This window comes from Pseudoprimorskyibacter insulae (genome assembly GCF_900302505.1).
Classification (GTDB): domain Bacteria; phylum Pseudomonadota; class Alphaproteobacteria; order Rhodobacterales; family Rhodobacteraceae; genus Pseudoprimorskyibacter; species Pseudoprimorskyibacter insulae.
The window spans coordinates 16,997-37,941 of sequence record NZ_OMOJ01000004.1 but is presented as its reverse complement, the minus strand read 5'-3'; the positions used below and the strand labels follow the sequence as shown (position 1 = coordinate 37,941).

Sequence of the window (20,945 nt, the reverse complement as noted above, 5' to 3'; positions counted from 1 at the left end):
CTAGTGCGGCCCCTTTTCTGGTCGCACAGGGCGGATTGAGATCGATCCATCGGCCTCGGCCACAGGGCGTTTGGCCCATTTCAGGTCGTGGAACTTTGACACATAGCCGATCGAAAAGTTGCCGACCAAGAACAGAACCAAGACGGATGACCAGACGGTGTTCAGCCGCTTGGATCGGCGCAGAATGCGCTTTTCGGATTGGGTCAGCCCAACATATTCCACCAATGAAAACGATAGCTTAGAGGTGCTGCGCGCCCCTTCAGTGCTATCTGTCATGCTGATGAACCGACTGTTGTTCAAATCGAACAAATAGGTCAGGGCATAGACCATCGAGGGGACGAACATCATCAAAAAGAAATCGTGCTGCCATCCAGCAGGGCGACTGGTCAGGCCGATCACCAGAACGGCCAATGTAGACAGGGCAAGGCTGAACACGTTGGAATATCGAATGCCTTTTTGACGCGAAACGCCGATGTCGCGGGCCAAGCTTAGCAACTCATCCGACGCGCCGCTTTGAACCAGTTTCCGGTACAGCCATTGCAGACGGGTGACGTTTGACGTGCGCTGGTAGGCCTTGACCAAGCGGTGGGCGGTTGCGGTGTCAGGATGATGCGTCGTCAGATCAAAGGCTTGGTGGAACAATTCCATCTCGCGTTCGGCGCGGGATGACACGCGTTCCAACATGAAGGCCATGGTGATCGTGAAGAAAATCGAAAGCACGGCCATGATGTCGTAGAATTCACCAATCGGGCTGGTGACATCAAAGATGCAAGCCGTCCCGACCAACATCAGGCTCAGCGTGGCGAATTTATAGCTGTGGCGGCTGTCGGCCCGCAGCGACAAGAACAGGTTCGACCCCACGATCAGTGCGATGCCTGCGGTCTCATATGTGGTTGGCAGTTCTTGTTTGTAGATCGTGTGGAACAAGACCGAAAAGACCGGCGCGAAGAACCAGATGAACAGGTCGGTGGGGTTGCGCAGCTTCAACGTGCCCAGCGAAAACAGGATGGCCGAAACGATATTGATCAGGGCAATCGCGGCGGGGGTGATCAGGGCTTCCATATTGTCGAAGCTGACCAAATCGGGCGGCATGATTGCGAAAATGATCGGGAAAAGCGCGATCGAATGGCCGTACATCATAAAGAACGATGCGATAGGCCCGACAGCGTATTTGGTGTGGCTACGCTCGACATATTTGGCCTTGGCCAAGGTGCTGAGCGTCATGGCCAGCATCGCAAGAACCGGCAGAACAAAGTGAAAATCCAGCCCCGCGCCATGGGTGGTCGATGCCAGTTTTCCAAGTTCCGGTGCGGCGATCATGGCAATGCCCATCACCGCAAGCACGCCGATCAAGACCGCCGTCATGTCGACCCGGCGCTGATCCCCCAGTTTCATCAGCGGGTAGGCGACGGCCGTGATCAGCGGCCAGCTTTCGACGATCACAAGCGTGAAAACGGGCGAAACCGTGCTTTGGCTTGCCGACACAAGATATAGAAAGGCGGCAAAGCCAATCGTGCTTGCGATGCCGTAGGCCGCCAGTCTGAGATCCAGCATAGCGGCCCGAAAATTGGCACGGCGCAGATAAATCGCGCAGATCGGCAGGCTAAGGCTGGCGGTCAACAGAACCGGAATGATCGAGCTTTGTTGCGGCGACGCGTTGAACGAAATCAGCGAAAAGGGAATGGCTGCGTACAGGGCTGCGGACAGCAAGAAGTAAACAACTGTAGGCACTTACACCCCTCCCAAAGCTTGGCCGATATATGCGTGATGCGATACCGGGCGCCGGGGGTCAAGCCTGTTGGTCAATGCGCCTGACTGCGCAGGGCGCGGCGGGTGGCGCTGGGGGTCAGGCCTTCGTGTTGCTGCATGAAGCGGGTGAAATAGGCTGCGCTTTGAAATCCCAGACCGGCGGCGATGTCTTTGATCGGATCGTCGCGCGTCATCAGCTCGGTCTTGGCGGCGTGCAGGCGGCGTTCTGTCAGCAGGTCGGCGGCTGTCTTGCCACAGCAATCGCGGCAGACGCGGGCCAGATGGGTGGGCGTGACTTCCAGACGTTCGGCAAAATGCGCCATGGTCAGCGTGTCCCGAAAGTCTGACGCGACCAGCCGTGCATAGTGGCGCACCAATCGCCGGGCGGCCGTTTTGGGCGGCGCGTCGCTGGCCCCGGCCAGATCCTGACGGCGCAGCCAGACGCCGATGGGGGCCAGGCGCGCGGCCAGCGCTTCTTCCATAAGGGGGCGCTGCTGAACCTGTTCGCGCTGCATGGCCTCAATCTCAGAGGTCAGTTCGGCTTGCGCCATGCTATCACGCACGCGCAAATGCAGGGTTTCGCTGGGCAGGCTGCCGGTGTCATCGCAAGTGGCCAGCACCACAAGGCCAAGGGTCTGCGGGCCAAATTCCAGCGACAGAAGCGTGCCGGCAGGCAGGTACAGCGCGTTATGCGCGCCCACGCCGCGCCGCACGCCATCGACGGTGACAACGCCTTGGCCGCGGGTGATCCAGATCACCAGATGGTCGTCACGAGAGTGATTGAGGCGGGTGCGCCAACCGCCGTCACAAAGCTGCGCAAGGGTCGCGCTGCGGACGGGCAAATTGGGAATCGGGCGTGGAACCATTGCCGATTGCCCCGCATTCGGGACACGGATTACGCCAGGTTGTCGCATCAAATATTCCCTAAAAACCCTTGGCTAGGGACAATACTTCAACCATGCCCCCATTTTCGAGCGAAACCACGTGCGTTGCCGTTTTGCGAATTGACGCGTGGCGATTGTGGCACGGTCTTTGGCCTCATTCAGCGATATTTCGCCTTTAAGATGTGCGATCAGTTCCGCCGCACCGATGGCCTTGGCCGAAGGCAGGCCGGGGTGCCAATCGGTCAGATTGGCGCGGGCTTCATCCAAAGCGCCGGTCTCGACCATCTTGTCAAACCGCCGTTCGATCCGGTCATTCAGCCACTGCGTCGGAACGGTAAAGACGATGGGTTGGCAGTGATCCGGCGGCAACAGGGGCGGGGGCGTGTTGTCTTGCCAATCGGCAATGCCGCGACCGGTGGTTTGCAGCACCTCCCACGCACGCTGAACGCGCATCGGGTTGCGGGTGTCGATCCTGTCGCGAGTGGCCTCATCAAGTTCGGCCAGCAAAGCGCCAAAGCCTTCGGCGGCAATCCGCGCGTCGGCGGTGGCACGCACCTGCGGCGGCGTCGCGGGAATATCGGCCAGCCCTTGCGTCAGCGCGGTAAAATACAGCCCCGTGCCGCCGACGATGATGGGCCGGTCCGGGCCTTGCAGGATCGGCGCAAGATCACGCAGCCAATGGCCGACGGAATAATCCTGATCGCCCGGAATATGACCATATAACAAATGTTTGGCTTCTGCCTCATCCTGAGGTGAGGGGCGGGCGGTCAACACCCGCCAGTCCGAAAACACCTGAATCGCATCGGCATTGACGATCACGCCGCCTTGGGCCGCCGCGATCTCTAGCGCCAGTGCCGATTTCCCGCTTGCCGTGGGTCCGGCAATCAACACCGGGCGTTTCGGGTCCAGCCCAAGTTCTGCGATGCTCACCAGTTTGTTCCTCTTGCCGGGCATAACGCGACTGGCCGGGTGCGTTTTCCGCCTCCGACGCATTGTAACCCGGATCGTTTTCAGACATTTTGCGGCCAATCTACCCATGGCCCAAGACGGAGCGCAACATGTCCGACGAAATCCCCCAGCCCAAGTTCAAACGGGTCATGCTGAAAATCTCTGGTGAGGCGCTGATGGGGGACCAAGGCTATGGCCTGCATCCGCCGACCGTGGCGCGCATCGCCAATGAGGTAAAGACCGTCCACGACATGGGCGTTGAGATTTGTATGGTCATTGGCGGCGGCAACATCTTCCGCGGTTTGGCAGGCAGCGCCCAAGGGATGGAGCGCACGACCGCCGATTATATGGGCATGTTGGCCACGGTGATGAACGCGCTGGCCATGCAGTCGGCGCTGGAAGGTCTAGGGATCTTTACCCGCGTAATCTCGGCCATTCCGATGGATCAGGTGTGCGAACCCTATATTCGCCGTCGCGCCGTGCGCCACCTTGAGAAAAAGCGTGTGTGCATATTCGCTGCCGGTACGGGCAACCCGTATTTCACCACCGATACAGCCGCGACCCTGCGGGCCAATGAAATGCGCTGTCAGGCGATCTTCAAAGGCACCAAGGTGGACGGCGTCTATGACAAAGATCCGATGAAGCACGACGACGCCGAACGCTTTGACACGGTTACCTATGACGAAGTGCTGGCGCAGCACCTCAATGTGATGGATGCCTCGGCGATTGCGCTGGCGCGTGACAACAATCTGCCGATCATCGTCTTTTCGCTGGACGAGCCGGGCGGGTTCCGGGGAATTCTGGCCGGGCAAGGCACCTATACAAGAGTGCATGGATAACTGTAAGTTGCGCGCAGGCTGCGGCCTGCCGCCGCAAGAAGGAAGGATAAATCATGTCGGACGAATTTGAACTGGATACCGCCGATCTTCAGCGGCGTATGGACGGCGCGATTAGCAATCTGAAGACCGAATTTGCGTCTTTGCGGACCGGCCGTGCCTCGGGTTCCATGCTGGAGCCGGTGCAGGTCGAAGCCTATGGCCAGATGACCCCGATCAACCAGGTCGGCACCGTCAACGTGCCTGAGCCGCGCATGGTCACCATCAACGTCTGGGACAAGGGCCTTGTCGGCAAAGTGGAAAAAGCCATCCGCGAAAGCGGTCTGGGCATCAACCCGCAGCTGAACGGCACCATCATCATGCTGCCGATCCCGGAACTGAACGAAGAACGCCGCCGCGAGCTGACGAAGGTCGCGGGCAGCTATGCCGAACACGCCCGCGTGTCGATCCGCAACGTGCGCCGTGACGGTATGGACCAGATCAAAAAGGCCAAGGCCGACGGCATGTCCGAAGACGACCAGAAGCTCTGGGAAGGCGAAGTACAGGACATGACCGACACCTATATCAAGAAAATCGACAAGGCGCTTGAGACCAAGCAGGAAGAAATCATGCAGGTTTGACCTGCACGTCTTTCGAAAGGACAAGCACATGTCGCAGCACAGCGTCGACAATGCCCCAAAGCATGTTGCCATTATTATGGATGGCAATGGACGCTGGGCCAAAATGCGGGGCCGCCCGCGCCTGTTCGGCCATCAGGCCGGGGCGCGGCGGGTCCGTGAAATCGTCAGGGCGTGCCCCGATCTTGGGGTTAAGTATCTGACGATATTCGCGTTTTCGACCGAGAACTGGAAACGCACCCAGATCGAAGTGGCCGGGCTCATGAGCCTGTTTCGCCGCTACATCAACAAGGAAATGCAGGAATTCGTCGCCGAAAACGTGCAGGTGCGTTTCATCGGTGACCGTCCGCGCCTTGATGCCAAGCTGCGCAATCTGATGGATGAGGCCGAGGCCCAGACCGCCCATTGCACCGGCACCAATCTGACGATTGCCCTGAACTACGGCGGCCGCGATGAGGTGGCCCGCGCCACGCGCCTTCTGGCCGAGGATGTGGCCGCTGGCAAACTGCGCCCCGAAGAAGTGAACGAAGAAACGCTGACCCGCTATCTGGACACGCGCGTTCTGCCGGACCCGGATCTTGTCATTCGCACCTCGGGCGAGGCGCGGATTTCCAACTTTCTTTTGTGGCAGTCCGCCTATGCCGAATATGAATTCGTCGATACGCTTTGGCCCGATTTTTCCAAGGAAGAATTCGCCCGTCTGACCGGGGCTTATTCGGCCCGAGATCGCCGTTTCGGAGCGGTCAAAGCGTGAGCGCGGGGTCCAAATGGGATGATCTGCTGGTCCGGGTGATTTCCGGCGCGGTGATGGTTGCCGTGGGTCTGGGTGCCGTTGCCATTGGCGGGCGTTGGTTCCATTTTGCCATTGCCGCCAGTTGCGGCGTGATGGTCTGGGAACTGGTCAGCATGCTGGACAGCCGACGCGGCAAATCGGCGTTTCTGCTGGCGGGGATTGCGGGCGTTTGCCTGTTCCTGTCGGTTGAGGTGTCGCCGGCTTTTGGCCTGCCGCTGTTGCTTTTGCCCTCCATGGCTGGGCTTGGCCGGATGGAACGGGGCGGCGTGACCTATGCCGTTTTCACCGCGATGATCTTGCTTGCGGGCTATTCGATGATGGGCCTGCGCGATGATTTCGGCCTGCTATGGATGCTGTGGCTGGTGCTATGCGTCGTAGCCACTGATATCGCGGGCTATTTCGCGGGCCGCTTGATTGGCGGGCCAAAGCTGTGGCCGCGCGTCAGCCCCAAGAAAACATGGTCCGGCGCGGTTGGCGGCTGGCTGAGCGCCGCGCTGATTGGCTTGGTCTTTGCCGATCTGACCGCTGCGGGCGTGGGCCTTGCGGGCGTTAGCATCGCGGCCAGCATGGCCAGCCAGATTGGCGATATTTCCGAAAGCGCGATCAAGCGGCGTGCCGGGGTCAAGGACAGCTCGGCGCTGATTCCGGGGCATGGCGGATTGCTGGACCGGTTTGACGGAATGCTGGGCGCTGCGGTGTTTATCGTGATCGTCGGGCAGGTGATCGGCTTCCCGCCGGGGGTGCAATGAAACGAATTTCCATTTTCGGCGCGACCGGATCAATCGGGCAAAACACGATTGACCTGATCCGCCGCGCACCCGGCGATTATGAGGTCGTCGCCCTGTCTGGCGGGCGCAATGTGGCGCGGCTGGCGCAGGATGCCCGTGATTTGAACGCCAAGGTGGCGGTGACGGCCTTTGACGATTGCTTGGCCGAACTTCGGGAGGCATTGGCCGGAACCGGGATTGAGGCAGCCTCTGGGACTGAGGCCCTGCGCGACGCCGCCGACCGGCCCGCCGATTGGGTGATGTCGTCGATCATCGGCGCAGCAGGGCTGGAGCCGGGGCTGCGGGCCTTGCATCAGGGTGCGCAACTGGCGCTGGCCAATAAGGAAAGTCTGGTCTGCGCTGGCCCCTTGGTCATGCAGACAGCCCGCGATCACAACACACAGGTTCTGCCCGTCGACAGCGAACATTCGGCGGTGTTTCAGGCGCTGATCGGCGAAGATATCAGCGCGGTTGAACGCGTGGTCATCACCGCATCGGGCGGCGCGTTCCGCGACTGGCCCGAGGAAGACTTGGCCAAGGCCACGCCCGAACAGGCGGCGACCCATCCCAATTGGGACATGGGCCAGCGGATCACCATCGACAGCGCTTCGATGTTCAATAAGGCGCTTGAGCTGATTGAGACGCATGAGTTCTTTGGCTTTGCCCCGTCGATGATCGAAACGGTCGTGCACCCGGAATCGCTGATCCATGCGCTGGTGGGGTTCCGCGACGGGGCCTTGATGGCCCATGTTGGCGCGCCGGATATGCGCCATGCCATTGGCTTTGCGCTGCACTTCCCGGACCGGCGGGATCTGCCGGTGGCGCGGCTGGATCTGACGCAGGTGTCACAGATGACCTTCCGTCCGGCCTGTGAAAGGCGCTGGCCCGCGCTGCGCCTTGCCCGCGCGGTGATGGAGGCGGGCGGCCTGTCGGGCGCGGTGTTCAACGCCGCCAAGGAACGGGCGCTGGATGCATTCATCGAAAAACGTATCGGTTTTCAGGACATGGCCCGCGTTGTTGAGGCTGTTCTTGACCGGCTTTGGGCCGATCAGGGCCTTACTCGTGACCAGATTACCCTTGATACCGTGGCGGCTGCGGACCATCTGGCCCGTAGGACTGCCGACGAAGTGATTAGCGAATTCTGACGAAGGGGCTTGATTTGGAACTGACGAGCTTGATTCCGCAATTTGGCGGGTTTGTGTGGACGATCCTGGCCTTTGTGGTGGCCCTGTCGATCATCGTCGCCATTCATGAATACGGCCATTACATCGTCGGGCGCTGGTCCGGGATAAAGGCGGATGTGTTCTCGCTCGGGTTTGGGCCGGTGCTGTTTTCGCGCTATGACAAACGCGGCACGCGCTGGCAGATCGCCGCCTTGCCGCTGGGCGGCTACGTCAAGTTTCGCGGTGATGCCAATGCCTCGGGCGGGGTGGATGATGCCGCCATGTCCGAGTTGAGCGAGGCCGACAAACGCGCCACCATGCCCGGCGCCCCGCTATGGGCGCGGGCGGCAACTGTTGCCGCCGGTCCGGTGTTCAACTTTGCCCTGTCGATTGTGATTTTCAGCGCGGTCTTCCTGTTCCGCGGCGTGATCAGTGAACCGCTGACCGTGGGCGATCTGCGCCAACTGCCGGTGCAGCAGGAAGTGCAGGCCGGTGACGTGTTGCTTGAGGTGGACGGCGGCGCATTGCCCGATTTCGACAGCGCCCAAGCGTTTGAAACCTTCCTGCGCGCGCTGCCCAAGCAAGAGCTGCTGGACTACACCGTTCTGCGCAATGACGAAAAGCGCGTTGTGCAAGGACCGTATCCCTATCCGCCGATTGTGACGCAGGTCGTGCCGCGTTCGGCCGCCTATGAGGCCGGGCTAGAGGCGGGCGATGTGCTGACCTCGATCGATGGCACGCCGATCTTCCGGTTTGAACAACTGCGCGATGCCGTCGAAGGCTCGGATGGCAAGACGCTAAACCTGACCGTATGGAATGCAGGCACCGAACGCGCGGTCGATCTGACACCCAAGCGCACGGACGAGCCGCAGGCCGATGGTGGGTTCGAAACTGTTTATCGCATCGGCGTTGTGGGCGGGCTGTTCTTTGACCCGGCAACCGAAAGCACCGGGCTGATCGATTCTATCGGCGGGGCCTTTGCGCAGGTCTGGCGCATTATGTCCGGCTCGATTTCGGGGCTGTGGCATATGATTACCGGCGCGATCAGCACCTGTAACCTGTCGGGCCCCATCGGCATTGCCGAAACCTCGGGGGCGATGGCCAGTGCAGGCACGTCCGACTTCATTTACTTCATCGCGGTTCTTAGCACAGCGGTTGGCCTGCTGAACCTGTTCCCGATTCCCGTTCTGGACGGTGGGCATCTGTGCTTTTTTGCATATGAGGCAGCCACCGGAAAACCGCCGAGCGACCGCGCGGTGAACATCCTGATGACGATCGGTTTGGCAATTGTTCTGTCGCTTATGGTGTTTTCGCTATCAAACGATCTGTTCTGCCCTTGATCGTTTCGACATTCGGAACAATCTTGTCAGGCCAAGTCCAATTCCCGCCGCAATGCTTCGGTAGGAAGTAAGGGCTGCAAACGAATCTGGCGGGGTAGTGAGATGCAAACGATTGAAAACGGTTACCGTGGCTTCCGCGTGCTGGTCGATATCTACAGCGACCGCGTACTTAGTCTGGCCGTATTGACCGGCGGGCTTTGGATGGGTGCCTACCTGCTGACCCTTTAAGGTCACCGAAATCCCCAAGACGCATGTTTTGCGTCGCAAGGCCCGCCATGTCCCGGCGGGCCTTGCTCGTTTTTGCGTGACCTGTTTGCCCGTATCGCGCGAAACGCTGCCTGCAAGCAGGTCTCTGTTTTGACAAGGGTACGCATTCCCGGTACGACCCTTGTGAACTGGATGTTTGTATCGGAATGGCGTTATGACCAAGGACACTGGGGGAGGGGCGGCGCAGCGTGCACCGCGTCGTTTCGGCCTAAAGGCCACTTTGGCGGCCAGCACCTTTGCTGTTATGGCTGCGGCGACGGTTTTGCCGGCCCCGGCCTTGGCGCAGAATTACAGCTTCAACACTGTTGATATTCAGGGCAACGCCCGGATCGGCGGCGATACGATTCTCAGCTATGCGGGAATCGGGCGCGGTCAGGCGGTCTCGGCGGCGGAACTGAACGACGCGTACCAACGCATTCTGGCCTCCGGCCTGTTTGAAACGGTTGAGATCGAACCGCAGGGCCGCAAGCTGGTGATCCGCGTTGTCGAATTCCCCACCATCAACGTCATCAACTTCGAAGGTAACCGCCGTCTGAAAGACGACGAATTGGCCAAGATCGTTGAATCGCAGTCGCGCCGCGTCTTTAGCCCGACACTGGCCGAACAGGATGCCGACCGTATCGCGCAGGCCTATTCGATGCAGGGCCGCTTGGCCGCCCGCGTGCAGCCGCGGGTCATCCGCCGCAGCGACAACCGTGTTGACTTGATCTTTGAAGTCTTCGAAGGCGGCGTGATCGAGGTTGAACGCATCGGCTTTGTCGGCAACCAAGTCTACAGCGACCGCCGTTTGCGCCGTGTGCTTGAATCCAAGCAGGCGGGAATTTTCCGTGCGCTGGTCCGCCGCGACAGCTTTGTCGAGGATCGTGTTGAATTCGACAAACAGGTGCTGAAAGATTTCTACCAGTCGCGCGGCTATGTCGATTTCCGCACGACGGGTGTGAACGCCGAACTGGCCGAAGAACGTGACGGCTATTTCGTCACTTTCAACGTCGAAGAAGGCCAGCAGTTTTCCTTTGGCGAAATCTCGGTGCAATCCGATCTGCCCGAGGTCGATACCGATCTGTTCCAAGCCGCTGTTAAAGCGCGTCCGGGCGTCGTCTATTCGCCCGCCATTGTGGAAAATGAAATCGCCCGTCTTGAACGCCTTGCGATCCGCGAAGGGCTGGATTTTGTGCGGGTTGAACCGCGCATCACCCGCAATGACCGTGATCTGACGCTGGATGTTGAACTGTTGCTGACGCGCGGGCCGCGCATTTTTGTTGAGCGGATCGACATCGAAGGCAATACCACCACGCTTGACCGCGTTGTGCGCCGTCAGTTCCGCGTGGTCGAAGGCGACCCGTTCAACCCGCGCGAAATCCGCGAAAGCGCCGAACGCATCCGCGCGCTTGGATTCTTTGCCAATGCCGATGTGAACGCCCGTGAAGGGTCGACCCCGCAGCAGGTGATTGTTGACGTCGACGTCGAAGAAGCGCCCACAGGTTCGCTCAGCTTTGGCGGCACTTATTCGACGGCCTCGGGTTTTGGGGCGACGGTTGATTTCCGCGAACGCAACTTCCTTGGCCGTGGCCAGACCTTGCAGTTTGGTATTTCGACAGCCTCGGAAACCCGGTCCTACAAGTTCAACTTTATCGAACCGTCCTTCCTTGGCCGCGATGTCGTATATTCGACGCTGATAAGCTATGACGAAACGGACAACCTTGGCGCGGTCTATGACACCGAAGTGGGCGTGTTCCGCCCGGCATTGGAATTCCCGATTTCCGACAATGGCCGGCTCGAAGTGCGCTATTCGACCAATTACACCAACATGACCGGGCTGGAATCGAACGCCGGTGCGCTGGTCACGGCCGAGGCCGCACGCGGTCAGCTGTTTGCCCATTCGCTTGGCTATACCTACAGCTTTGACACGCGCCGCACGGGGCTGAACCCGAATGCAGGCGTCCTGTTCGAATTCGGTCAGGATTTCGGCGTGGTCGATGGCAAAGACAGCTTTATCAAATCCACCGTGCGGGCGGTCGCTCAGACCAAAATCCTGTCCGAGGAAGTAACCCTGCGGGCCACCGTTGAAGGCGGCGCGTTGAACTACTCGGGCGCGGGCAGCCGGTCGATGGACCGCTTCTTCATGGGCTCCAACGTGATGCGGGGCTTTGAATATGGCGGCATCGGCCCGCGTGAATACAACGGCGCCACGGGCGTGAACGACGCACTCGGCGGAAACTATTTCGCCGTTGCCCGGCTTGAGGCCGACTTCCCGCTGGGCCTGCCCGAAGAATACGGCATGTCGGGCGGTCTGTTCTACGATGTCGGCTCGCTCTGGGGGCTGGACAAGACGAACGCCGATACGCTTTACACCGGTTTCAGCGCGCGTCAGGTGATTGGCTTCTCGCTGTTCTGGGATACGGCGATTGGTCCGCTTCGCTTCAACTTCTCGGAAGTGCTGGACAAAAAGTACTACGACAAGGCGCAGACCTTTGATCTGACGATTTCGACCCGGTTCTAAGATGAGGATGCGCCACGCTGCGATTTGGTCTGTGCTGGCCCTGTGTTCAGGGCTGGCTGGAGCCATGCCAGCCGCCGCGCAACAGGCGCTTTCGGCTGGCGCTGTGCAGGCGCAGATCTTGGTGATTGAACCGGACCGTCTTTATAGCGAAACCATACTCGGCAAGGGCCTGTCGGCCAAGGTCGATGAACAGGGCGCCGCCATCGCCGCCGAAAACCGCGAGATTGAAGCGCAGCTGACCGCAGAAGAGCGGGATCTGACCGAAAAGCGCAAGGCCCTGTCGATGGAAGAGTTTCGCCCATTGGCCAATGCGTTCGACGAGAAAGTTCAGCAGTTGCGCCAACAGCAAGACACCAAGGTACGCGCCTTAGGGGCGCTGAGCGATGACAGCCGCCGCCAATTTCTGGTGACGATTCAGCCGGTTCTGGCAGGCCTCATGCAAGAGGCCGGGGCCGTATTGGTGCTGGACAAGCGCGGTGTCTTTGCCAGCGTCGAAGCGATTAACATCACTGAAGCCGCGATTGCGCGGATTGATGCCGAATTTGGCTCTGAGGAGGCGGGCACGCCCGCAGACCAGTAGCCGCCTTGCCCCGCAGGCCATGTGTTGCTAGGCAGCGGGTAACGGAACCGTCAAGGACACCAAGATGACTGACCTGCTTTCTGCCGATATCCACCTGATCCAACGCCTGATCCCGCATCGCTATCCGTTTTTGCTGGTTGATAAGGTCGTTGATATTGATGGCACGCAATCGGGCAAAGGCATCAAAAACGTCACGATGAATGAACCACATTTCCAGGGCCATTTCCCCGGAATGCCGATCATGCCGGGCGTGACCATTGTCGAAGCCATGGCGCAAACCGCCGCCGTGATGGTGGGCACTGCGCTGGATATGGCCGACAAGGAAATGAAGGTCTACTTCATGGCCATCGACAAGTGCAAGTTCCGCCGCAAGGTGGTGCCGGGCGATGTGCTTGAAATGAATGTCAAAACCGTGCGCGGCAAGCCGGGCGGCAAGGTGTGGAAGTTCGAAGGCGTGGCCACGGTTGATGGCGAAATGGCCGCCGAATGCGAATTCACCGCCATGATGGAATTGCCCGCGTGACCGCGGCTGTGATCCATCCGGGTGCCATCGTCGAAGAGGGCGCGGTGATCGGGGCGGGCAGCTATATCGGCCCGTTCTGTCACATCGGCCCCGAGGTCACGATTGGTGAGCGTGTGACGCTCAAAAGCCATGTGGTTGTGGCGGGCGAGACCAGCATCGGCGATGACACGATGATCTTCCCCTTTGCCGTGATCGGTGAGGTGCCGCAGGATCTGAAGTTCAAGGGCGAAAAGACGCGGCTGGAGATCGGCGCGCGCAACCGCATCCGCGAACATGTCACGATGAACGCAGGCACCGAGGGCGGTGGCGGCGTGACCCGAGTGGGCAACGATGGGTTGTTCATGGCGGGCTGTCACGTGGCCCATGACGCCCATATCGGCGACCGGGTGATCTTGGTGAACAACTCGGCCATTGCGGGCCATTGCGTGCTGGAAGACGACGTGATCGTTGGCGGCCTCTCGGGCGTGCACCAATGGGTGCGCATCGGACGCGGCGCGATCATTGGCGCCGTCACCATGGTGACGAATGATGTGATCCCCTACGGTCTGGTGCAGGCTCCGCGCGGCGAATTGGACGGGCTGAACCTTGTCGGCCTCAAGCGTCGCGGCGTTGCCCGCTCGGACATCACCGCCATGCGCGCGGCGTTCCAGATGCTGGCACAGGGCGACGGCTCGTTCCATGAACGGGCCAAGCGCTTGGGCGATGAGACCGACAGCCAGTATGTGCGCGAGATTGTCGACTTCATCATGGGTGAGAGCGACCGCTCGTTCCTCACGCCGCGCTGATCCATGCTGGCGCTGATCGCAGGGCAGGGGGCGTTGCCGTCGGCTGTGGCTGCGGCCGCGCCGGAACGGCCCTTGATCTGCGCCTTGCAGCCCTATTTGCCGGACGATCTGAGTGTGGATCGCAGCTTTCGCATCGAACAGCTGGGCGGGTTCCTGCATTGGCTTCGCAGTCAGGGCGTGACGCAGATCTGCATGTGTGGCCGGGTTGAACGGCCCCGCATTGACCTTAAAGCGCTGGACTGGAGGACGGCGCTTCTGGTGCCGCGCATCCGCCGCGCCATCAAACGGGGTGATGATGGGGCCTTGCGCATTGTCATCGGCATTCTTGAACAAGCCGGGTTTGAGGTGCTGGGCGCGCATGAAATCGCGCCCTCGTTGTTGCCTGTGGCGGGGGTACTGACGCAAGCAGGGCCAACCGACACGGCCCGCGCTGATGCCGCCTTGGCCGATCAGGTGCTGGGCGATCAGGGCCGCGCCGATCAGGGCCAGTCTTGCGTGTTGAACGGAGGCGTTATCGCGCGGGAAAGTGATGCGGGCACCGATGCGATGCTGGCGGGCGTGCAGGGCGCGGGCACCTTGTTCAAAGGCCCCAAGCCGGGGCAGGACCGCCGCGCCGATCTGCCGGTGATCGGGCCGGATACGGCACGCTCGATCATCCGCGCGGGCCTGGACGGCATCGCCATTCAGGCAGGCGGCGTCATGGTGCTGGAGCAGGCCGAAGTGATCCGATTGTTGGACGCGGCTGGCAAATTCCTATGGGTTCGAGAGGGCACGGTATGAAGATCTTCATCATCGCGGGCGAAGCCTCGGGCGATAAACTGGGCGCGGCCCTGATGCAGGGCATGAAGGCGCTGTTGCCGGAAGCCGATATCAGTTTTCGCGGCATCGGCGGCGAGAGGATGGAAGCCGAAGGGCTGCAAAGCCTGTTCCCGATGGATGAAATCTCGATCATGGGGATCGGCGAGATCCTCAAGGAATACCGCGCGCTCAAGCGCCGGATTCGCGAAACGGCTGAGGATGTGGTGGCCACGCGCCCCGATGTTTTGATCACCATCGACTTGCCTGAATTTTCCCTGCGTGTGGCGCGGCTGGTCAAGGCGGCGTCGGACATTCGCACGGTGCATTACGTGGCCCCAACCGTTTGGGGATGGCGCCCCGGACGGGCTGCCAAGATGGCGGCGCATGTCGATCAGGTGCTGGCGCTTCTGCCGTTTGAGCCGCCCTATATGGAGGCCGCCGGGATGCGCTGCGATTTCGTCGGGCATCCTGTGGTGACGGACCTGCAAGCGACTGACGCCGAGGCGCAGGCGTTCCGCGCGGCCCATGGCATCACCGGCCCGCTGGCGCTTGTCCTGCCCGGATCGCGGCGCGGCGAGGTGGGCCGCCTTGCGCCGATCTTTGGCGAGGTGGTGCAGCGTTTGGCCAATCAGCGGCCCGATCTGCAATTCGTGCTGCCCGCCGCCCCGGCGGTGCATGGCATGGTTCAGGAATTGACCGCCACTTGGGCGCGCAAACCTTTGATCCTACCGCCGGGGACAGACCATGCCGCCGAAAAGCGTGCCGCCTTCCGCGCGGCGGATGTGGCGATTGCCGCCTCTGGCACTGTATCACTGGAACTGGCCGCCGCTGGCACGCCGATGGTCATCGCCTATGACATGAGCTGGCTGAGCCGTCAGATCATCGGGCGGATGCTGCGCGTGGATACGGTGACTCTGGTCAATCTGGTGTCGGAAACGCGGGCCGTGCCGGAATATATCGGCGACAATTGCCGCCCCGATGCGATTGCAACCGCAGTGTTGAAAACGCTGGACGCACCCGAGGCCCAGACCGAAGCAATGCGCTTGACGATGGAGCGTTTGGGCCTTGGCGGCCCGCATCCCGGCGAACGGGCGGCGCGGGCTGTGCTGGACGGCATCGCAGCCGTATCCCCCCGCCAATAAAAAGCCCCGCCGGTTGGGGCGGGGCGATTTGCGGTCAGTCTGACGGTCAGATCATTGCTTGATCGTGGTGACCTGATCGTAACCGGCGGTGAAGCCTTTCAGCGACATATCCAACGTGACTTTCTGATCGGGTGCGACGACCGGAACGATGGTCACTTTGGCAGTGACACCAGCCTTGAACGAGGCCACGTCTTCGGCGGTCAGGCCAATACGGGCATAGCAGCCCGCCTGATTGCAGAAGCTGAAGTCATAGCGCTTGGCCTGGCCGGTATCGACCTGAATGCGCAGCTTTTCCGTCAGCAGTGTTTCCAGCGGCGCAAGGATCGTGGCGCCGGCCACAACCGGGCCATCCCCGGCCAGACGGAACAGGCTGACCTCGGCCACGGCATTGCCGTCTTGGCGCAGGGTCTGGTGGATCTGGCAAGGATCATCGCCATCTTCGACCTTCAGGCACTGCACTTCCCAATCGCCGCTGGTTTCTTTCAGGTAGGTGCCGTCATCCGGTGCGGCACCGGCGTTTTCAGGCTCTCCGGTGTCCAAAACAACCTCGGGGCGCGAATCGGTGGCGGGCACAGTGGTGTCGGCGGTCTGTTCCTGAGCGGTGGCCAGGGCGGCAAACCCAATCAGCGCGAGGGCCGGCAGAAGTGGCTTGGCGATGGTCATGAAATGAACTCCGTAGCGCATGCATCAATCTGTGCCGCGATTATCACGGTAGGGGCATGAAGTCAGGGGCAAAAAGCCGGACTGTTCAATCCTTCGGCAATATTTTGCGAATGCACTGCGTTAAGTTCACATCGCAAGCAGTTGCACAAAATAGAAAAAGGGATCCGAAGACCCCTTTTCCCGATTTGCTTTTTAGCTCCCCGTCGGACTGGCCGACTTTGTTATGACGGGACGCTACGAAACTCTATGACCACGGTCAACAGGGTTTTTGAGGGAAATTGACCATCTCGTAAAATTCCCCGGCTCCTTTGGCGCTGCGGCTGACTTTGATGTCAAATCAACCGAAAAAAGCCGCCCCCGAAGGGACGGCCAGTCTGACAGGGAGGAAGTACACCCCAAGCAAATGGACATGTGCTTGGGGCAGAAAACACTCTGGCAGCCAAGGGTTAACTTTGTATGTTTGGGGCGTATCGGGCGTATTCAACAGCCAAGGGGCGGCAGAGATGACTGACGGGATATTCGTAGGCGGCGGCGGTAAGGACTATGCCGAGAAACAATGGCTGGGCCTGAAATACGCCAACCGCCACGGGCTGATTGCCGGGGCCACCGGCACCGGCAAGACCGTCACCTTGCAGATCTTGGCCGAAGGGTTTTCCAAGGCGGGCGTGCCGGTGTTCCTGTCGGATGTGAAGGGCGATTTGTCGGGGCTGGCCGCCGCAGGGCGCGCGGATTTCAAATTGCATGACGCCTTCACCAGCCGGGCGCAGACCATTGGGTTCGACGACTATGGCTATGAGGCCTTCCCAGTCACCTTCTGGGATCTGTTCGGCAAACAGGGCCATCCGATTCGGGCCACGGTGGCCGAGATGGGGCCGCTGCTGCTGGCGCGTCTGCTGGAGTTGAGCGAGGCGCAGGAAGGCATTCTGAACATCGCCTTCCGTTTGGCCGATGAACAAGGGCTGCCGCTGCTGGACCTCAAAGACCTGCAATCGCTGTTGGTTTGGGTGGGTGAGAACCGCGACAGCCTTGGCCTGCGCTATGGCAATATCTCGGTCCAGTCGATCGGGGCGATTCAGCGACGTTTGTTGGTACTGGAGAATCAGGGCGCGGCGGACCTGTTCGGCGAACCCGCGCTGGATCTGGCCGATATGATGCGCGTCGCCCCTGATGGGCGCGGGCAGGTGAATATTCTGGCCGCCGATACGTTGATGGCCAGCCCCCGGCTTTATGCGACCTTCCTGCTGTGGCTGTTGTCGGAGCTGTTTGAGGAACTGCCCGAGGTGGGCGACCCGGACAAGCCCAAGCTGGTGTTCTTCTTTGACGAGGCGCATTTGCTGTTCGATGGTGCGCCAAAGGCCTTGGTCGATAAGGTCGAGCAGGTGGCGCGTCTGATCCGGTCCAAGGGGGTGGGCGTCTATTTCATCACGCAAAACCCCGATGACATCCCCGAGGATATTCTGGGCCAGCTTGGCAACCGCGTGCAGCACGCTTTGCGCGCCTTTACTGCGCGGGATCGCAAAGCGCTGAAACTGGCGGCAGAGACCTATCGCGAGAACCCTGATTTCGACATCGAAGCCGCAATCCGCGAAGTGGGCGTGGGCGAGGCCGTGACCTCGATGCTGGAAAAGAAAGGCGTGCCGGGGATTGCGCAGCGCAGCTTGATCCGCCCGCCATCGTCGCAACTGGGGCCGGTTGAGGCGGCACTGCGGCAGGCGGTGATTGCGGCCTCGGATCTGGGGGTGAAGTACAACACCGCGCTGGACCGTCATTCGGCCTATGAGATCCTGAAGGCCCGCGCCGAGGCGGCGGCGACGGCGGCAGAGCAGGCGGAAGAGGCCGAGGAAACGCTGGAGGCAAGCCAGCGCGAGTTCAACGCCGGGCGGCGCTATTCCGGCAGCCGCGTGCCAAGGTCGAGTTCCAAGCCCGTGCGCACCAGTCGCCGCGAGGAAGAGAGCTTTGGCGACGCTATGGCCAAGATGGTTATGAAAGAACTGACAGGCACCACCGGCCGGCGCATCGTGCGCGGGGTCTTGGGCGGGCTGTTCAAGGCGCGCTGATTTTCGGTGATCCAGCGGTGCGGCGCTGACGCGCCGCGCTTTGGGTGCTTGGCCATGCGGCCAAGCGGTGTGAGGGGGCGCTGCCCCCTTTTGGCCCGGTGGGCCAATTCACCCCCGGCGGTATTTATAAAAGAGAAGAAGCAGGGGGTGTGGTGCTTTGGACTGCGCCGCGCTTTGTGCGGGCGGCAAGCCCTTTGGCGGGCTTGCCTTTGGTTCTAAAAGCGCAGTCGCTTAGGGGATAATACGGGTGTATTTCACGCCTTCCAGCGTTGCGCCGACGCGCAGGCCCGCCTGACCGAAGATTACCGCGATGACCGGAGCCATAGAGGTGGTGGTTTCGGCGGCCAAGGTGCTGCCTCCTTCGGGATAGGCATATTCCATGTTCGCGCCTGCCGCCCAACCGGGGGCGCGGCGGAAGCTGGTGAGGCTTTCTTCGGTCATGAAGAACAGCACATGGGCATATTGCTGGGCGCCGATTTGCAGGCCCGCGCTGGCCTTGGTGGTCGAATAGTAATCGACCGTGGCGCCGCCCACGCGCAGAGCGCCGCGCCCATAGGCCCCGCCAAGGCCAAGCCCCGCTTCGGTGACCAGCGGCATGACCAATTGGCCCACAGATTTGTCGCGCAGGCTAAGGGTGCCGGGGTAGTTGGTGTAGAGTTCATCGAGCGTGGCGTCGACGCGGGCGTCGATCTTGTTCGGGCCTTGGCTGCCGATGCCATTGCCGCAAGCGGTCAGGGCGGCGGCGGCCAGTCCGAAGGCCAGAGTGCGTCGGGTCAGTATGGTCATGCTGCTTGATCCTCGTGCCATGGGCTTTGCGCCCTTTGTTCTGTTGGGGCGATGGTACACACCCACCGCGCCCCTGTCATCCATTTGAGGCGATTAGCCGTTGAGCAGGCGGGCTGCCGCCGGTGCGAAATAGGTCAGAACGCCGTCACAGCCCGCGCGTTTAAAGCACATCAGGCTTTCCAGCATGACTTTGTCGCCATCCAGCCAGCCGTTTTGCGCCGCCCCTTGCAGCATCGCGTATTCGCCGGACACCTGATAGGCGAAGGTCGGCACGCCAAAGCTGTCTTTGACCCGGCGGCAAATATCCAGATAGGGCATGCCGGGTTTGACCATGACCATATCGGCCCCTTCGCGCAGATCGCGTTCGACAAGGCGCATGGCCTCATCGGCGTTGGCCGGGTCCATCTGATAGGTTTTCTTGTCGCCCTTCAGCGCGCCGGACGCGCCCACCGCATCGCGGAAGGGGCCATAAAAGCCGCTGGCGTATTTGGCGCTATAGCTGAGGATGGTGACATTGTGGTGGCCCGCGCCTTCGAGCGCCGTGCGCATGGCGCCGATCCGGCCATCCATCATATCCGAGGGACCGATGATATCGGCACCTGCTTCGGCTTGGCTAAGGGTCTGTTTGACCAGGGCTTCGACCGTGCGGTCATTGACGATCACGCCGTCTTCGACAAACCCGTCATGACCGTTGATGTTGTAAGGGTCGAGCGCCACATCGGTCATCACCGCGATATTCGGGGCGGCGGCCTTGATCTCGCGGGTGGCGCGGTTGCTGAGGTTTTCGGGGTTCCATGCCTCGGCGCAATCTTCGGTCTTGAGCGACGGATCGGTATAGGGGAACAGACAGATCGCCGGAATGCCAAGGGCCTGCGCCTCAACCGCGGCCTTGGCCACCTCATCCACCGACAGGCGCATCACGCCGGGCATCGAAGAAATCGGTTCGCGCACGCCTTCGCCATCGCGAACAAACACCGGCCAGATGAAATCAGCCGGGGTCAGGGTGTTTTCCCGAACGAGGTCACGCAGGGCCGGTTGGCTGCGCAGACGGCGGAAACGGGCGGCGGGGAAGGGCGCGGAAAGCGGATTCATCAGCGAAGTCCTTGTATTGGTCGTCTTTGGGTGGCATGGAATGGCTGCTAGCTCAAGGGTGCAGTTGCCTGCGCCCTGCAACGAATTCGACGGAATGGCACATAGGAAGGCGTGAACGTGGATTGGCAGACGATTGTCTTTGAAGTCATCGACATGCGGTCGTTTTCCAATTTGTGGTTCTGGATCATCCTGGCGGTGATGTGGTCAACCTCATCGCATTGGATCCTGGGTGTGCCGTTTGACATGGTGGGCCGGGCGCAGAAGGTTGGCGGTCAGGCGGCGGTCGATCTGGAAGATCTGGCGCGCATCCATGTGAACCGGGTGCTGTATATCGCAGAAACGGCGGGGCTGATCCTGTTGGGGCTGGGGTGTTTTGTTCTGACGGCGCTGTTCTTGCTGGGCGCGTTCTACGGCATTGAATTTGCGCAGGCGCTGTTTTTGCTTGGCTTTCCGACCAGCGTCGTCTGGCTGCTGAACATTCGCTTGGCCAAGCGCATTCGCGACGGGCAATTGCAAGCCGATGCGCTATGTACGATGCTGTCGCGCCATCGTGTCTGGATTCAGGTTATCGGCATGATGTCGATCTTCGTGACGGCCCTTTGGGGCATGTACCAGAACCTGTCCTACGGGGCATTGATCCACTGACCAACACCGG

21 protein-coding genes are annotated in these 20,945 nt (G+C 60.9%); 15 read left to right on the top strand and 6 right to left on the bottom strand.

What is annotated here, in order from left to right:
* The 3 genes from PRI8871_RS10820 to miaA all read right to left on the bottom strand — a co-directional run bounded on the left by PRI8871_RS10820 (position 1) and on the right by miaA (position 3,587).
* Positions 1-1,731 (bottom strand): DMT family transporter, encoded by a 1,731-nt coding sequence (locus PRI8871_RS10820; RefSeq protein WP_146188676.1) that lies wholly within the window; start codon positions 1,729-1,731, stop codon positions 1-3.
* A gap of 71 nt (positions 1,732-1,802) precedes the next feature.
* A complete protein-coding gene (locus tag PRI8871_RS10815) occupies positions 1,803-2,663 on the bottom strand; it encodes a helix-turn-helix domain-containing protein (protein WP_245897835.1) in 861 nt (286 codons plus the stop codon).
* 24 nt (positions 2,664-2,687) lie between these two features.
* Positions 2,688-3,587: a tRNA (adenosine(37)-N6)-dimethylallyltransferase MiaA gene (gene miaA, locus PRI8871_RS10810; RefSeq protein ID WP_108886243.1), complete on the bottom strand. Its 900-nt coding sequence runs from the start codon at positions 3,585-3,587 to the stop codon at positions 2,688-2,690.
* Positions 3,588-3,691: 104 nt separating this feature from the next.
* On the opposite strand from miaA, the gene pyrH reads away from it, so the two are divergent.
* The 13 genes from pyrH to lpxB all read left to right on the top strand — a co-directional run bounded on the left by pyrH (position 3,692) and on the right by lpxB (position 15,692).
* Positions 3,692-4,420 (top strand): UMP kinase, encoded by a 729-nt coding sequence (pyrH, locus tag PRI8871_RS10805; RefSeq protein WP_108886242.1) that lies wholly within the window; start codon positions 3,692-3,694, stop codon positions 4,418-4,420.
* A gap of 53 nt (positions 4,421-4,473) precedes the next feature.
* The gene (gene frr, locus PRI8871_RS10800; protein WP_108886241.1) at positions 4,474-5,037 is read left to right on the top strand and encodes a ribosome recycling factor; all 564 of its coding nucleotides are present in this window, start codon (positions 4,474-4,476) and stop codon (positions 5,035-5,037) included.
* Positions 5,038-5,065: 28 nt separating this feature from the next.
* A complete protein-coding gene (gene uppS, locus PRI8871_RS10795; RefSeq protein ID WP_108886240.1) occupies positions 5,066-5,788 on the top strand; it encodes an undecaprenyl pyrophosphate synthase in 723 nt (240 codons plus the stop codon).
* On the top strand, positions 5,785-6,576 hold the full coding sequence (locus PRI8871_RS10790) for a phosphatidate cytidylyltransferase (RefSeq protein ID WP_108886239.1): 792 nt from the start codon (positions 5,785-5,787) through the stop codon (positions 6,574-6,576). The genes uppS and PRI8871_RS10790 overlap by 4 nt, the downstream gene beginning before the upstream one ends.
* Positions 6,573-7,739: a 1-deoxy-D-xylulose-5-phosphate reductoisomerase gene (gene dxr, locus PRI8871_RS10785; protein WP_108886238.1), complete on the top strand. Its 1,167-nt coding sequence runs from the start codon at positions 6,573-6,575 to the stop codon at positions 7,737-7,739. The genes PRI8871_RS10790 and dxr overlap by 4 nt, the downstream gene beginning before the upstream one ends.
* 14 nt (positions 7,740-7,753) lie before the next feature.
* A complete protein-coding gene (rseP, locus tag PRI8871_RS10780; RefSeq protein ID WP_108886237.1) occupies positions 7,754-9,097 on the top strand; it encodes an RIP metalloprotease RseP in 1,344 nt (447 codons plus the stop codon).
* Between the two features lie 102 nt (positions 9,098-9,199).
* A complete protein-coding gene (locus tag PRI8871_RS20125) occupies positions 9,200-9,325 on the top strand; it encodes a hypothetical protein (RefSeq protein WP_281258632.1) in 126 nt (41 codons plus the stop codon).
* 193 nt (positions 9,326-9,518) lie between these two features.
* A complete protein-coding gene (gene bamA, locus PRI8871_RS10775; RefSeq protein ID WP_108886236.1) occupies positions 9,519-11,864 on the top strand; it encodes an outer membrane protein assembly factor BamA in 2,346 nt (781 codons plus the stop codon).
* Between the two features lies 1 nt (position 11,865).
* On the top strand, positions 11,866-12,444 hold the full coding sequence (locus tag PRI8871_RS10770) for an OmpH/Skp family outer membrane protein (protein WP_245897834.1): 579 nt from the start codon (positions 11,866-11,868) through the stop codon (positions 12,442-12,444).
* A 64-nt stretch (positions 12,445-12,508) separates the two neighbouring features.
* The gene (gene fabZ / locus PRI8871_RS10765) at positions 12,509-12,967 is read left to right on the top strand and encodes a 3-hydroxyacyl-ACP dehydratase FabZ (protein WP_108886234.1); all 459 of its coding nucleotides are present in this window, start codon (positions 12,509-12,511) and stop codon (positions 12,965-12,967) included.
* Entirely contained in the window at positions 12,931-13,752 is an 822-nt protein-coding gene (gene lpxA, locus PRI8871_RS10760; RefSeq protein ID WP_108886233.1) for an acyl-ACP--UDP-N-acetylglucosamine O-acyltransferase, read from the top strand. Before fabZ ends, lpxA begins: the two co-directional genes overlap by 37 nt.
* A 3-nt stretch (positions 13,753-13,755) precedes the next feature.
* A complete protein-coding gene (locus PRI8871_RS10755; RefSeq protein ID WP_108886232.1) occupies positions 13,756-14,532 on the top strand; it encodes an LpxI family protein in 777 nt (258 codons plus the stop codon).
* On the top strand, positions 14,529-15,692 hold the full coding sequence (lpxB, locus tag PRI8871_RS10750) for a lipid-A-disaccharide synthase (RefSeq protein ID WP_108886231.1): 1,164 nt from the start codon (positions 14,529-14,531) through the stop codon (positions 15,690-15,692). The genes PRI8871_RS10755 and lpxB overlap by 4 nt, the downstream gene beginning before the upstream one ends.
* A gap of 51 nt (positions 15,693-15,743) precedes the next feature.
* Here the strand turns inward: lpxB and PRI8871_RS10745 are convergent, their stop codons facing one another.
* The gene (locus PRI8871_RS10745; RefSeq protein WP_108886230.1) at positions 15,744-16,355 is read right to left on the bottom strand and encodes an invasion associated locus B family protein; all 612 of its coding nucleotides are present in this window, start codon (positions 16,353-16,355) and stop codon (positions 15,744-15,746) included.
* Positions 16,356-16,858: 503 nt separating this feature from the next.
* On the opposite strand from PRI8871_RS10745, the gene PRI8871_RS10740 reads away from it, so the two are divergent.
* Positions 16,859-18,412, top strand: a complete 1,554-nt coding sequence (locus PRI8871_RS10740; protein WP_108886501.1) for a helicase HerA-like domain-containing protein — start codon at positions 16,859-16,861, stop codon at positions 18,410-18,412.
* A gap of 231 nt (positions 18,413-18,643) precedes the next feature.
* On the opposite strand, the gene PRI8871_RS10735 is transcribed toward PRI8871_RS10740, so the two are convergent.
* On the bottom strand, positions 18,644-19,198 hold the full coding sequence (locus tag PRI8871_RS10735; protein WP_108886229.1) for a lipid-binding SYLF domain-containing protein: 555 nt from the start codon (positions 19,196-19,198) through the stop codon (positions 18,644-18,646).
* Positions 19,199-19,291: 93 nt separating this feature from the next.
* Positions 19,292-20,290 (bottom strand): porphobilinogen synthase, encoded by a 999-nt coding sequence (gene hemB / locus PRI8871_RS10730; RefSeq protein WP_108886228.1) that lies wholly within the window; start codon positions 20,288-20,290, stop codon positions 19,292-19,294.
* A gap of 117 nt (positions 20,291-20,407) precedes the next feature.
* Here hemB and PRI8871_RS10725 point away from each other — a divergent pair, with 117 nt between their 5' ends.
* Positions 20,408-20,935, top strand: coding sequence for a component of SufBCD complex (locus tag PRI8871_RS10725; RefSeq protein WP_108886227.1), 528 nt, complete (start codon positions 20,408-20,410; stop codon positions 20,933-20,935).
* Positions 20,936-20,945 lie beyond the last annotated feature (10 nt).

Coding starts and splice junctions, on each gene's coding strand:
- PRI8871_RS10815 (WP_245897835.1), bottom strand. CDS start 2,663: ATGCGACAACCTGGCGTAATCCGTGTCCCGAATGCGGGGCAATCGGCA.
- miaA (WP_108886243.1), bottom strand. CDS start 3,587: ATGCCCGGCAAGAGGAACAAACTGGTGAGCATCGCAGAACTTGGGCTG.
- pyrH (WP_108886242.1), top strand. CDS start 3,692: ATGTCCGACGAAATCCCCCAGCCCAAGTTCAAACGGGTCATGCTGAAA.
- frr (WP_108886241.1), top strand. CDS start 4,474: ATGTCGGACGAATTTGAACTGGATACCGCCGATCTTCAGCGGCGTATG.
- uppS (WP_108886240.1), top strand. CDS start 5,066: ATGTCGCAGCACAGCGTCGACAATGCCCCAAAGCATGTTGCCATTATT.
- dxr (WP_108886238.1), top strand. CDS start 6,573: ATGAAACGAATTTCCATTTTCGGCGCGACCGGATCAATCGGGCAAAAC.
- PRI8871_RS20125 (WP_281258632.1), top strand. CDS start 9,200: ATGCAAACGATTGAAAACGGTTACCGTGGCTTCCGCGTGCTGGTCGAT.
- bamA (WP_108886236.1), top strand. CDS start 9,519: ATGACCAAGGACACTGGGGGAGGGGCGGCGCAGCGTGCACCGCGTCGT.
- PRI8871_RS10770 (WP_245897834.1), top strand. CDS start 11,866: ATGAGGATGCGCCACGCTGCGATTTGGTCTGTGCTGGCCCTGTGTTCA.
- fabZ (WP_108886234.1), top strand. CDS start 12,509: ATGACTGACCTGCTTTCTGCCGATATCCACCTGATCCAACGCCTGATC.
- lpxA (WP_108886233.1), top strand. CDS start 12,931: ATGCGAATTCACCGCCATGATGGAATTGCCCGCGTGACCGCGGCTGTG.
- PRI8871_RS10755 (WP_108886232.1), top strand. CDS start 13,756: ATGCTGGCGCTGATCGCAGGGCAGGGGGCGTTGCCGTCGGCTGTGGCT.
- lpxB (WP_108886231.1), top strand. CDS start 14,529: ATGAAGATCTTCATCATCGCGGGCGAAGCCTCGGGCGATAAACTGGGC.
- PRI8871_RS10745 (WP_108886230.1), bottom strand. CDS start 16,355: ATGACCATCGCCAAGCCACTTCTGCCGGCCCTCGCGCTGATTGGGTTT.
- PRI8871_RS10740 (WP_108886501.1), top strand. CDS start 16,859: ATGACTGACGGGATATTCGTAGGCGGCGGCGGTAAGGACTATGCCGAG.
- PRI8871_RS10735 (WP_108886229.1), bottom strand. CDS start 19,198: ATGACCATACTGACCCGACGCACTCTGGCCTTCGGACTGGCCGCCGCC.
- hemB (WP_108886228.1), bottom strand. CDS start 20,290: ATGAATCCGCTTTCCGCGCCCTTCCCCGCCGCCCGTTTCCGCCGTCTG.